Annotated in this window: 15 protein-coding genes and 1 pseudogene; 7 read left to right on the forward strand and 9 right to left on the reverse strand. The window is 42.6% G+C overall.

Annotation, left to right across the window (positions count from 1 at the left end; genetic code table 11):
- Positions 1-22 precede the first annotated feature (22 nt).
- The 5 genes from BMX02_RS05575 to BMX02_RS12235 all read right to left on the reverse strand — a co-directional run bounded on the left by BMX02_RS05575 (position 23) and on the right by BMX02_RS12235 (position 3640).
- Entirely contained in the window at positions 23-454 is a 432-nt protein-coding gene (locus BMX02_RS05575) for an FAD synthase family protein (RefSeq protein ID WP_091689723.1), read from the reverse strand.
- A 120-nt stretch (positions 455-574) separates the two neighbouring features.
- A complete protein-coding gene (locus BMX02_RS05580; protein WP_091689724.1) occupies positions 575-1372 on the reverse strand; it encodes a DUF1638 domain-containing protein in 798 nt (265 codons plus the stop codon).
- 196 nt (positions 1373-1568) lie between these two features.
- Entirely contained in the window at positions 1569-3161 is a 1593-nt protein-coding gene (locus BMX02_RS05585; protein ID WP_091689725.1) for a sodium:solute symporter family protein, read from the reverse strand.
- 1 nt (position 3162) lies between these two features.
- Positions 3163-3282: a symporter small accessory protein gene (locus BMX02_RS12290; RefSeq protein ID WP_330217372.1), complete on the reverse strand. Its 120-nt coding sequence runs from the start codon at positions 3280-3282 to the stop codon at positions 3163-3165.
- A 226-nt stretch (positions 3283-3508) separates the two neighbouring features.
- Positions 3509-3640, reverse strand: coding sequence for a metallophosphoesterase family protein (locus BMX02_RS12235; protein WP_280176522.1), 132 nt, complete (start codon positions 3638-3640; stop codon positions 3509-3511).
- 105 nt (positions 3641-3745) lie between these two features.
- Between BMX02_RS12235 and BMX02_RS05595 the strand changes: the two genes are divergently transcribed.
- From BMX02_RS05595 to BMX02_RS05605, 3 genes and pseudogenes are all read left to right on the forward strand, one after another.
- On the forward strand, positions 3746-4378 hold the full coding sequence (locus tag BMX02_RS05595; RefSeq protein ID WP_091689726.1) for a class I SAM-dependent methyltransferase: 633 nt from the start codon (positions 3746-3748) through the stop codon (positions 4376-4378).
- 158 nt (positions 4379-4536) lie between these two features.
- A pseudogene (locus BMX02_RS12365) lies at positions 4537-4662 on the forward strand (CGGC domain-containing protein); the annotation flags it as partial.
- Positions 4663-4797: 135 nt separating this feature from the next.
- On the forward strand, positions 4798-5502 hold the full coding sequence (locus BMX02_RS05605; RefSeq protein ID WP_167879311.1) for a phosphoribosyltransferase: 705 nt from the start codon (positions 4798-4800) through the stop codon (positions 5500-5502).
- 100 nt (positions 5503-5602) lie between these two features.
- On the opposite strand, the gene BMX02_RS05610 is transcribed toward BMX02_RS05605, so the two are convergent.
- Positions 5603-5806: a metal-sulfur cluster assembly factor gene (locus BMX02_RS05610; protein WP_244625157.1), complete on the reverse strand. Its 204-nt coding sequence runs from the start codon at positions 5804-5806 to the stop codon at positions 5603-5605.
- A 370-nt stretch (positions 5807-6176) separates the two neighbouring features.
- Between BMX02_RS05610 and BMX02_RS05615 the strand changes: the two genes are divergently transcribed.
- From BMX02_RS05615 to BMX02_RS05625, 3 genes are all read left to right on the forward strand, one after another.
- Entirely contained in the window at positions 6177-6488 is a 312-nt protein-coding gene (locus BMX02_RS05615; protein WP_091689727.1) for a hypothetical protein, read from the forward strand.
- Positions 6489-7461: 973 nt separating this feature from the next.
- Complete coding sequence (locus BMX02_RS12240) at positions 7462-7758, forward strand: PLDc N-terminal domain-containing protein (protein WP_280176521.1); 297 nt, start codon at positions 7462-7464, stop codon at positions 7756-7758.
- Positions 7755-8120 (forward strand): hypothetical protein, encoded by a 366-nt coding sequence (locus tag BMX02_RS05625; RefSeq protein WP_091689728.1) that lies wholly within the window; start codon positions 7755-7757, stop codon positions 8118-8120. The genes BMX02_RS12240 and BMX02_RS05625 overlap by 4 nt, the downstream gene beginning before the upstream one ends.
- A gap of 54 nt (positions 8121-8174) precedes the next feature.
- Here BMX02_RS05625 and BMX02_RS05630 read toward each other — a convergent pair whose 3' ends face one another.
- Positions 8175-8711, reverse strand: a complete 537-nt coding sequence (locus BMX02_RS05630) for an O-acetyl-ADP-ribose deacetylase (RefSeq protein WP_091689729.1) — start codon at positions 8709-8711, stop codon at positions 8175-8177.
- A 46-nt stretch (positions 8712-8757) separates the two neighbouring features.
- Positions 8758-10017 carry a GntP family permease gene (locus BMX02_RS05635; RefSeq protein WP_091689730.1) on the reverse strand — a complete coding sequence of 420 codons (1260 nt, stop codon included), beginning with the start codon at positions 10015-10017 and terminating at the stop codon, positions 8758-8760.
- Between the two features lie 59 nt (positions 10018-10076).
- Between BMX02_RS05635 and BMX02_RS05640 the strand changes: the two genes are divergently transcribed.
- On the forward strand, positions 10077-11162 hold the full coding sequence (locus tag BMX02_RS05640) for a (Fe-S)-binding protein (RefSeq protein ID WP_091689731.1): 1086 nt from the start codon (positions 10077-10079) through the stop codon (positions 11160-11162).
- 92 nt (positions 11163-11254) lie between these two features.
- On the opposite strand, the gene pyk is transcribed toward BMX02_RS05640, so the two are convergent.
- Positions 11255-12676: a pyruvate kinase gene (gene pyk / locus BMX02_RS05645; RefSeq protein ID WP_091689921.1), complete on the reverse strand. Its 1422-nt coding sequence runs from the start codon at positions 12674-12676 to the stop codon at positions 11255-11257.
- Between the last annotated feature and the right edge of the window lie 31 nt (positions 12677-12707).

The following is a 12707-nucleotide window of genomic DNA, read 5'->3' on the forward strand; positions in this document are numbered from 1 at the left end:
GCCTCAACGTCCTGTTCCAATATCAGGCTTTATCCTGGCAGTAGCGCTCGAGTATTTTATTGACTATTCTCCCACTGCTGTATAGTGGACACTTCAGGGATTCATCGATACGTGTGACCTTTGCCTGAAAACCTTTTTCTTTCAGGCTTTTCTGGAGTTCATCAATATCAAAGGTCTGGTCGTGACCAAGAACGATGATGTCAGGTTCGATCTCATACAAAGGCTCGAAAATATCCTTTTCACTTCCAAGTAATGCCTTATCAACTACCCTCAAAGCACTTATTACATTAAGTCTTTGGTCTTCAGGAACAATGGGCTTTGCTTTGTGCCTTATCATGGAATCCCTTGCAACCAGAACATAAAGTTCATCACCAAGAGCACGGGCACTACTTAAGAAGAAAACATGTCCGGGATGCAAAAGATCGAAAGTTCCTGTGGCAAGTACTCGTTTCAAGAAAGATCACCCTAAAGATATGGATTAATGGATTTATAGATCGATGGATCTTACAGTTCAGGTAATGAACACAACCTTAATAATATTATGCAGGGGATAAGCAACAGGTAATTCTATTGATCAGTGTTCCCTTTTCAGGACTTCATTACGGAACTTCCTGTAGCAGCCTTCAATGAGGCCAAGCTCTCCCTCGATGTTCAGGATATCAAAGTCGAATATCTCGGCGAACTCCTTTACGATATCATCGAACTTCTTTTCATAACGCAGTCCGGTATCCAATTTTGCCACCTTCTTATAGCCAACTGCATCAAAAACGAATTTAGAGGTCTCAACATCATTTGCGTCCTTACCGAAGCCACCGGCAACAAGCATATCTCCCCAGTTTGCAGCCCACATGGGTGTCAGGAAAAAGGTACCTATTCCTTTGAAACTCTTGAGGTGATGCAGATATGCCTCTCTGCCTCCAAGCACTGCCCCGATGCAATCATCGATGATCTCACCGTTCTCTTCCTTGAGAATACATATCTTGCACTCAAGATCCCCGAGGTCGCTTTCAACGTCACCCAGGACATTACCGCAAAGTCCGTAAAATAAGAGAATTCCTTCTGAGTAAGATGCCATTTCCTCGACCTTTGAATAAACCTCTGACTTGAGGTTGGATGGTACAGCATGTAATGCAAATTCAAGTATATTTATGACAAAGCAATAAGGATCAGCACATTGATCTGAGCACCGGAATGCAAGGCTGGCTTCAGGCACAAGTTTGTAAGAAACACCGATATCATCCAGTTTCTGTACAAGGCCACTGCAGTCCTTGTTCTCGACCACGATCAGGTTATCTATCAAAGGATCATGTTCAACAAGATGAACGATCTCATCTTCGAACATCCTGCATCCTATCAGGCTTATTACAGGCATAGGTCTACTCCTCTTTCAACAGGTAGATAATGTTGCAGGCCGGAACTATATAAGGATGCCTACGATCGTTATGCCATAGCAGAATTATGGGGACGAACACAATAAAAAGATAATAAAAAAATGAATGAAAAGTCAGATGCAGGTCTCGAAATTGCCTGCAACTGATAAGTTCTTAAATATATTCTCAAATGTCTTCTCAACGATTATTTCCATAGCACTTTTCAAGGTGATCCACTGCTGGTGGAGTCGTAACAAGACTTACACCAATTGCAACTATCATTGCGAGTGGGGTTGCCACAAGGATCGGGTCAATAACTGTCCATGTGCCTGTAAGCAATGTCTCTGTGCCAAAGATAGCCTGGCAGATACCAAGAGGTGCTGCTTCTTTTGCATGGATGAAAGTAAGCCAGAAGAGACTGCTGAAAGTACCAACAATAAGACTTGCAATTGCACCCTCACGGGTCATTCTCTTCCAGAACAGTGCACCCATATACGTCGGGAGGAAAGCTGCTGCACAAAGTCCAAAGAATATAGCAGTAGCTCTTGCAATGATGCTGATTGGCAAAATGTATGCAAGGATGACACTGAACAGGATGGTCACTGAGATACCAATTTTTGTAACGTCGACGGTCTTTCCTGCATTACCCTTCATCAGGAACTCGCGATAGAAGTCGTGCCCGATGGCTGTTCCCATTGTGTGGAACTGTGAGCTCAGGGTTGACATTGCAGCTGCAAGAAGGGTTATCATGAAGACTATGACAAACATCTCAGGCATTGCACTGTTGATGTATTCGGGCATAATGACGTCCATATTTCCTTTTGCAACTTCAATGGAAAGCATCCCGGTAGTATTAAAGAAATAAACGTTGGAAAGTCCACCTACGATATATGCAACTCCTGCCATCATGAGGATGAAAGGACCACCAGCAAAGACTGCCCTGTTCAGGGATTTCTTGCTGTCAACGGTCATGAACCTGACTGCAAGCTGTGGCTGTGCAAGCACACCGATACCCACACCAAGGATGATGGTTGACACCATGGTCCACCAGATAGGCGAACCAAAGACCGGCATTGCTGTCCATCCCTGATGACCACCTGCAGCCAGTGATTCCGGTACAAGAGGTGCAAGATCCGTAAGTGCCTGATGAGCTTCAACGATACCACCAAGCTTTGCATAGGTAAGTGCCAGAAGGACTGCCATACCACCGAGCATAAGGGTTCCCTGAAGTGCATCGGTGTACATAACAGCAAGCAATCCACCTGTGATAACATAAGCAGCAACAATAACTGTCAGGATAAGGACAGCAATATCATAATCGACAGAAAGTGCGGTTTCCATGAACCTTGCACCGCCGATCAGGACGATTCCTGCATAAAGAGGCATGAACAAAGCGATAAGAGCACCGGAATAGCCCTGAATGAAACGTGACTGGAATCGTCTTCCCAGAAGTTCGGGGAATGTAACAGCATTAAGGTTCACACCGATCCTTCTTGTCCTTGAACCGAAGAAAATGAATGCAATAAAGATACCTACAAAGATGTTCATGAACACGAGCCAGAGGGTTCCCAGACCAAGTGTTCCTGTCACACCACCAAAACCAATGATCGCAGCCGTACTGATAAAAGCTGCACCATAGGAAAGTGCAAGAATGTAAGGATTGACATTCCTTCCGGCGAGCATATAGTCGTCGACCTCTTTAGTTCTCCTGTATGCAAGCCAGCCACAATAGAACACAGCGAGCATATAGATCAGGACAAATATTCCCAGAGTTGAAGTACTGACCGCCATCTTAGCACTCCTCGTCCTCTTCTTCGTTCCACTTTAAAAGCCCATAGACCATACATCCCAGTGCACTTACAATGCACAGGACATATGCTAACCATATTTGAGGATCATCGATACCTAACATTACTACCACTTGCCATTATTTTGATTGATGCTTGCTAACACGTAGCAAGCTCGGATAATGGTAATTGTTAACAAGTACCATACTTTAATGTTTCGAAAAATTTCCTGAAAAATATTGCAATTGATTGAACAAAAAAAGACATCAATGGAACTGAAAGCACAGAGATGTTCCAAGATGGACAAAACTTCATTATAAGCACATCATAAAAGGAAAAAAGAAAAATGATCTAAGAAGATATGAGATCAATTATCTCAATCTCAATTGTCTCAGGATCAAGAAGAGCAACTGTCCTTCTACCGGTAAGCACTCCTGCAGTTTCACCCGGATTTACAATTGGTGTGCCCTTTACTTCAACCACACCGGTTACAGGAAATAGTTATTTATCGATACAAGGCTAAGGATAGATAGGGGTACGGGATAAATTTACAGCAAAGTAAGTAACACTACTGTTTGGTTATTTTCCATGGCAAAAATCAAACCATTTGAAAGGTATACATGTAAATATGATAACTGGTTCGAGGAGAACAGGCCTGTCTATGAATCAGAGCTTGGAGCATTAAGGGTTAATATGCCACCATATGCAAGAGGACTCGAGATCGGTGTTGGTTCAGGCAGGTTTGCAGTTCCATTGGGAATTCATTTTGGTGTGGACCCATCTCCCAGAATGTTGAATATCGCCCGCAACAGGGGTATCGAGGGAATCTATGGTGTGGCTGAACAACTACCTTTTGCAGATTCCAGTTTCGACCTTGTATTAATGGTCACAACTATCTGTTTTCTGGATGATATTAAATCTGCATTCAGGGAAGTAAAGAGGATCCTGAATCCTGATGGTTCTTTTATTATAGGGTTTATAGATAAGAACAGCTCTGTTGGCAGATCATATCAGGAGAAAAAGAAGAAAAGTGTATTCTATGAAATTGCCACTTTCTATTCTGTGGAGGAGGTCGTAAAGCTGCTTAAAAGTTCGGGTTTTGATGACTTTTATTTCACCCAGACCATCTTCAGGGACCTGAAGGATATACAGTATTTAGAACCTGTAGGGTCAGGCCATGGGAAAGGGTCCTTTGTGGTTGTCAGAGCTGTAAAACAATAACTACTTTTTGAAATGAGCTTACGTAGAAAGGGCTGTGCATTTGAACAGATCTTTTTCCCTCTTGATATTGATAAGAGAGATTAACCTCCAATAATCGAGTTTCTGTTAGAGAGGTCGAATATAGAAATGTGTAGAAATTTCGTTTACCCGGAAATACGGATTTCAAAGTAGCAACATCGGGCAAAATGGCCTTTGAAGAAATGGATTATATAGAAGTCATGAGATTTGTTAGTTGTGGTGGCTGCTCCGGCAAAAGAGCAGTTGCAAGACCCGTGGAAAAGTAGCTGGAAGATTTTGGTAATGAGAAGTTTGAATCCAGCAGAGACTATTATGATGTTGGGATATTGGCAAGGTCAAAACTAAGTATAAAAATCAATATTCGAAACATTTTTTATAGAATGCTAATATATTCTATGTCAATGGCAGCTGCAAATAAATATCCACCTGCTGACCACACCTCATTTAAATGTGATTTGATGGGTTTTAGAGAAGCACATAGCCTTGCTAAAATACTTGTTAAAAAAATAAAAGATTCTGGATATTTGCCTGACATCATAATTGCGATAGGTAGAGGTGGGTATGTACCTGCCAGGCTTGTATGCGATTTTCTGCTTTTTGATGACCTGACAACAATAAAGATCGAGCACTACAAAAGGGCAGCAGACATTCAAGAGACGGCAAAGCTCAAGTTTCCACTCTCTGTTGATATTCATGGTAAAAATATCCTTGTTGTTGATGATGTTACAGATACGGGTAAAACGCTAAGTCTTGCCGTAGAATACCTGAAATGCCTTAAACCGGCAGAGATCAAAACGGCAGTCCTCCAGCATAAAATATGTTCGGATTTCGTGCCGGATTATTATGCCAAAAAGATAGTTAAATGGCGCTGGATCGTTTACCCATGGGCTGCTTACGAAGATCTCGTAGGATTTACCGAAAAGATAATTGCTGACAGGAGTTTAACCCCCAAGCAAATTTGTAACGAGTTTGATGCCTGCTACAGTATAACTATAAAACAATCGGATCTGATAGAAATACTTGAAGACCTGAATGAGAGAGGAGGTATAGAGTGCATTGATAATAAAGAGAATATGTTATGGAGAAAAGCAAACGTATCGAAGTAAATCGTGGATAAGTAGATTGCAAGTTCTTTGATCTACATAAAAAATAAGTCGGAAATCACCTCATGGAGCAACTAAGTCATATTTTTCCATTATTTCATTCTCAGTCGTATTTCACTTCTTTTGATATCCGATCAGGTGTCCATGGAGGATCCCAGACCAACTCGACTTCTGCCTTCTTTATACCGTCAATCGATTCAACCTTCTGCTTGACATTATCCAGAATCACTGCAGCCATTGGGCAACCTGGCGTTGTCAGGGTCATTTTGATATGGGCTCGGTCGCCTTCAGCATCTACATCGTACAACTAATCCAAGGTCCACGATATTGATCAGGATTTCGGGATCGTAGCATTTCTTAAGAACTTCCATCACATCTTCTTTAGTGACCATAGGCATCCACTCCTTATCCTTTGCACTTTATGATAATAACTAAATACAGTAGTTCGCTAATTTCAGTTTAAACTCATATAAACGACATCATATGATACATTTATATGTGGTAAAATTCCCTCCTCATGCATTTCCAATCGTGAATCAGCGCAGAGATCTTAATCATAAATTAAGTCGATCAAAACATGCAAACCAAATAAGAACACTTATATTTATTTTGAGTGGCAAAGTTAGGTATATATGTAAAAAATACGAATAATTGTTTACTTGTAAGGGAGTGATTTTATGGTAGAATCTGACATCGTTGAGTTAGTTAAGTTACACAAAGAATTAGAAGAGTTTCAGAAAAAAATTGCAGCTAGAGTGTCACTCGATGAATTATTAGATGAATCGTTTATGAGAACATACACCTTCTTTGGATTTAGTACTGTTCAACAATTTATAGATGCCTGTGAAGGACTTATCGGGATTGCTTATTCAGATATCGATAAAAACGATGAAAAATTCAACGCGTACATCAGGGACAATACCTCATTTGATAACTGGTCTGAAATGATTGGTAAGGCAACTATGATATGGGCAGAGAAACAATTATAAAAACAATCAAACAACGGCAGTTAATGCAACTGAGCGTTTTCCAGCAAATTTTAATGAGTTTACAAATAGCAGTGCATCACTAACGTCTGTACTTGAATTTGAAATTTTAGCTTCTTTATTGAAAAAGGAATAAAAAAGCTCTCTTCTCTTTTTTATTTTTCAAACCTTTCCACCAACAGCTTCACCAATGTCATTTTGGGGATTTCTGAATAAATAATTATTGCAGCCGGGTTCCCGGTCTTGAATTATCAGTAATGGAAATGAACAGGAAATCCGGAATGAGATGCAGAAACATCTTGATGATCTGGTTTGAAGATCAAAAAGGAATGATCAAGCATAATGTACAGGTTACTGTACTGGATTGGAACGGTAAGTTATTGACAACAATGCTCCCTTCATTTAGTTTTTTAAATCGTTTCAGGATATCGTGTCTGTTGAAACGGCAAGATTAGAAATAACTGCATAATTTTCGTACTTCTCCAACACCTCAGGAAGCCTTTTGGGATGAAAGTAAAAATCTTCCGTAATTCTTTTGATTTAAATTTCATTATTCACACGAAAGGAAACAAATATAGACACACATCTCAAGAAGAGGGATGCAGCGGTCAGTGATTATTACATGTTTGTATAACTCTCAAATTATAAATTGCGAAAACGCTTACTGTACGAACAAAATTTAGGTGTAAGCCCAACCATAACAAGAGGTTATCAGATATTATATCTATCATTTTTACAACCTCTGTTGACCAGTAGTTCATTGTGAGGTTTCATTGTGCTATATAGATTACCTGATGCACAGATTTATCAGAAACCATAACGTCAGGATTAAAATATTCAAGCAATGACCAAATGATTGTATTTAAATGTATTATTTTATGATTTGGGGATAAAATTATTACAATGTAATGCATATTGGAACGTATTAACATCTGAAAGAAATAGAATGGATGATCTAATATAATAACAAGGGGACATGCAGGTGAGCAAAAGCAATTCAGAATGGACGATCGTTGGACTTATAGCATTTTTCTCGATACTTGTTTTCACATTTCACATAGGCCAGCTATTATGGGGAATCTTTGCAATCGCCTTTGTTTTCTGGTTTTTCATGTTAGCCGACTGTCTGCAAAGGAGCACAGATCATTTTCCCGGTAAAGGGGAGTATGATAAATTGATCTGGTCGGTTGCCTTAGTTTTCCTGAATTTCATAGGTGCGGTATTGTATTACTATATGGTCAGGAAGCGGGATAACAGTGGACAAATAATATGAGCAAGGAAACTGCAATAATATTAGGAGTTACTGGCGCCTTTTTTGGAGTTGCCGCTTCTGCATCCACATTATTGGTTGCAGCGTTCAATTTGAGATTTGGCAGCAGAATTATAGAATATGCCCCCAGCCCGGTTTTCGGCATCTCAACCTTTATAGTTCTGGGTTTTGGCCTCATAGCACCGGCATTGAGCATACTGGGAATTGCCGGAGGAAATATTGCTAGAACAGACATGAAAAAGGGTGGCAGATTGATGCTGGTATCCGGCATAATTGGACTTGACCTATTCTTCTGGATGTGGTGGATCATCCCGGGAGCATTACTTACAGTTGGTGGAATTCTGGCAATATGGGATAGAGATTGAAATTTTCACATCCATATATCCATATTACAACAAAGGATCATGGAAATCGGCATGTTAATCATGACTTTTTTCTGCCACCAGTTCCTCAAGGGCGCGGGAATAGCTATCAAATGCTCTTTCATTAAAACAAACGATCAGAACTTTCTCGATAGAACTATCCTTCCCAAGGAAATCAGCGATCTCCCTTACTGCTATCCTGGAAGCCCTGTCCACAGGAAATCCGTATGCACCTGTGCTTATTGAAGGAAAGGCGATCGTTCTCACACCATTCCTTACCGCAAGCTTCAGGCTGTTACGATAACAGCGAGCCAGCATTTCATCTTCCCCGGAAGTGCCCCCCCTCCAGATCGGACCGACGGTGTGTATTACCCACTTTGCAGGAAGACGATAGCCCGAAGTGATCTTTGCCTCTCCCGTAGGACAGCCTTTCAGGGTCCGGCATTCTTCAAGAAGCTGTGGTCCTGCTGCTGCATGTATGGCACCATCCACTCCGCCGCCCCCCAGAAGAGAGTTATTGGCAGCATTTACGATGGCATCGACATCCAACTCTACAATGTCACCTTTAGTAACTACTATCCTATCCGACAGCATACATTATAGGTTGACCTGATAGGATTTTAGAGTTATCCTGCCTGTTTCATCCAACAATGGAAAGTACCATGGCACAACAGAAGATCAGAACTCCGGCACCTGCAAGAGGAAGAGTGAACCTGCGCACAACAGTGGGTATGGAGTCTCCTGTGGAGCGCTGCACCAACCAGAAATAAGGATCGCTCACATATGAAACGACCAGTGTACCGGCTGAGATCATCAGTATGAGGGGAATGGTCGGGATCGAAGCAACAATGTCTGTACCGGCGAGAATGGTTGCTGTGATAACCGCTGTGACCACACGGGAGCCCTGGGCCGTCTGTATGAGGACTGCCAGAACAAAGGGTATCACCACTACCGGAAAGATACCGGATATCAGGGCAAAGACCTCATCCGGGAAACTGCTTGCGGATATCACAAAACCAAGGGCACCTGCGCCGCAAAGGTCGAAGAGTATGATACCTGCATTCTTGGTCCCTTTCTCAAGTGCAATTCTGCGAGGTCCTTCACTGACGAGCAGAAGTGAAACGAACACTGAGATAACAAGGGCAATATTCACGTCACTGATGGCTGAGAGCGGAGAGAAAAGATAACCGATCGTTATCAGGAAAACAGGCAGTGCTATGGGCAACCAGACCTTCCATCGGGGCAGGGAAAGCATAACAGGTTCTACCAGTCCTTCAAGTTCCGGAACCGGGTGTTGCTGATTCCTGCTAAGTCTTTTCGAGACAACATAACCGATACCGAGAAGGAACAGGGAAAGAGGAACAGTTATGAGATTGATACCAAAGCTCTCCGATCCCGGAACTCCAAAAGTGGTGGCCATGCTGTAAACAACAGGTAATGGCAGGATAAGTACGAATGAAAGCACACTTCCGAAGGCTGCCATGTAGAAAAGTCTTCCACCTGAAGAATGTTCCTTCTCCATCTGTTCAATAAGAGGAAGCATCACAACATATGCGGTGAGACAGCACATAAGTGGAATGGAAAGAAGATACCCTACCACTCCTGCAGCCATATCAGGAGTTTTAATGGTTCGTTTCACATCCTCCACGATCTTTTCAATAAAGTGTCCGTGCCTCAGTATCTGGCCTATCACTGCTCCGCAATAGATAGGGATTCCCAGAAGGGAGAAAATACGTCCTGCACCCCCGGTGACATACTGGACCAGCCATTCGCTCATACCACTGAGTATGCCAAATATGAATGCAGCTGCTATAAGGGTCAGGAAAGGGGTGACATGGAATCTGATCGTGAGGACACTGATGAAAATAATAATAAATATAAAGATGAGCAGTGATCCCATACAAGGCTTGATGTATCAGGAGATATATGATGCCATCGGAAGAACAAAGGAGCAATTAAATGGACGAAGACCTGCTTGCTGTGGATCATTGTATCGATTGTGGAAAATGCTATGATGTCTGCCATATTGCAAAAGTGACAGACAATAAGTACACGCCAAGATCGAAGATAATGCTGCTCCAGAAGCTGATCGATGGTGACGAACTTGAGCAGGAAGAAATCAATGATGTTTACCTTTCAACCCGTTGCGGTGCCTGTGATGATGTCTGCCCCATGAACATCCCGATCACGGATATTATACAGAGAGAAAGGGAAATACTGGCAAAACAGGAAAAAGAACCTGCCAGAACCACACAGATATGCAGGAACATTTTCGAGGCAGGAAGTCCGGGAAGGAAAGATGCTTCAGTTCGAAACTCCTGGGTCACCGATGAACTTGAGTTTGAAGATAGCTCGGATGTAGCTTACATGGCAGGCTGCTGGATAGCATTTGCACATCAGAATATCGCCCGCTCCACCATCAGGATACTGAATGCCGGAGGCATAACACCGAGAACCATTCCGGATGAGACGTGCTGTGGTCTTTTCCTGATAGACAACGGTCATCTTGAAGAAGCTAAGGAACACGCCAAAAAGTATGTGGAATATATCGAATCCCTTGGAATAAAGAGGGTAATTGCTTCATGCCCGGGATGCTATACGGTCCTTAAGGAAGAATATCCGAAACTCTTCAGGGAACCGAATTTTGAAGTGATCTATTCACTTTCACTTTTCGATCAACTCATTGATGAAGGAAAACTTACCCCAAAGAAGCTGAATAAGACGGTATCTGTCAGGGATGCCTGTGCTATCATGGAAATGTCCGACATCCCCAGGAAGATCCTTTCATCGATGGGTGTTGAGGTTCGGGAGATTTTTGACAGGAAAAGGGCTTGCTGTGGTGGTCCGGCTGGAGTGAAACCAAATTTCCCGGAGATATCATCAAAGGTTGCAATGCTTGCCATTGAACATTTAAAAGATACGCCTGATGGCACCGTATCCTACTGCCCGTTCTGTTATCATCATCTGGAAAACGTGTGCCATGAAAAAAATGAAGAGATAGATATGCAGGACATCTCACAGCTGCTTTTGGAGAGCATACTTTAACTTCGAACATCAGGTCTGGTTCAACAGACCAGACCGATTAAGTTCAAATCAATCAAATTTGGTTCAGTTCAGTTCAATTCTATTCAATTAGATCACGTAAGCTCGATTATCTTCAGAAGGTTTGTGCCACCTGTGTGACCCTGGGTCAGGACTATCATGTCACCTGGGTCACCTATACCCTTCGATCTCAGGGACTCATTGGCCTTCTGTTCAATACTTTCGGATCCATCCGTCACTTTAACAGGATATACACCATAGGAATATGCCAGTTGTTCACAGGTCATATCAAGATGGCTCATAGCAATGATCCATTCATCGGGCTTGAACCTTGAGATACGTCTTGGAGTGCCACCGGAATATGTAGGTATTACAACGTATTTTATGGGAAGCCTCTTGATCGCTTCGTGCACCTGAACTGAAACGACATCACTGATGTTCATCGTAGTCTCGTCGATGCCTTTTCTGATAAGGTCAAGACCAAAACCTGTGCTAGTACGCCACATCTCGGTCTTCTTTGCAATATTGACCATGGTCTTTACGGTCTCTACCGGATATTTTCCAACGGCTGTCTCACCGGATAACATCACAGCATCGGTCCCATCGAGGATAGCGTTTGCCACATCGGTTGCTTCGGCACGAGTGGGTCTGATATTTTCGGTCATGGACTCAAGCATATGGGTTGCGGTTATCACCGGAATTCCGCGAAGATTTGCTTTATGGATCAGTTCCTTCTGGACGATCGGGACTTCTTCTATTGGGATCTCTACTCCAAGATCACCACGTGCAACCATCAGGCCGTCGGTCACATCCATTATGTCATCAATGTTATTCAGGGTCTGACTTCTCTCGATCTTTGCTACAAGGAAAACAGAACGACCTTTTTTAGCAGCGTGATCTCTCACCTTCTGGATATCGGTTCCCCTCACAATGAAGGATACACTGAAGCAGTTCACCCCTTCATCTAAAACAAAATCCACGATCTCAAGGTCCCTTTCTGTAACAGGATCAAGCAAGAGGTCGGTTCCGGGCAGGTTAACACCTTTATGAGAGGAAAGCAGGCCTCCAACAACGACCTCACATTCAGCTTCATTGCTGCAAACACCATTACATCTCATCTGGATGAAGCCATCATTGAAGTAAACGTCTGAGGTCTTTGCAATACAATAGGGAAGTTTATCAAAATCCACAGGGATCAGATCACCTGATCCTACGATCTTATCAGTGGTCAGTTTAACCTTATCCCCTTTCTGCAGGTTCAGAGGCTCATCCTGAAGCTGGCCCACACGGATCTTCGGGCCCGGAAGATCTGCCATAATGGAAACAACAACATCCAGCTCCTTGCATAGCTTCTTGATCGTACGGATGACCTTGCCATGGCTTTCAAAACTGCCATGGGAGAAATTGATCCTCGCAACGTTCATCCCATTCAGTATAAGTTCACGCAAGACCTCTTCCGAAGAAGAAGCAGGTCCGATGGTGCATACTATCTTAGTCTTGTGATCCGGCAGCTTCAGGAAACTCATATTTTAACTATACCTTGGCTGC

The sequence above is a fragment of the Methanococcoides vulcani genome, from assembly GCF_900111645.1.
GTDB classification, from domain to species: domain Archaea; phylum Halobacteriota; class Methanosarcinia; order Methanosarcinales; family Methanosarcinaceae; genus Methanococcoides; species Methanococcoides vulcani.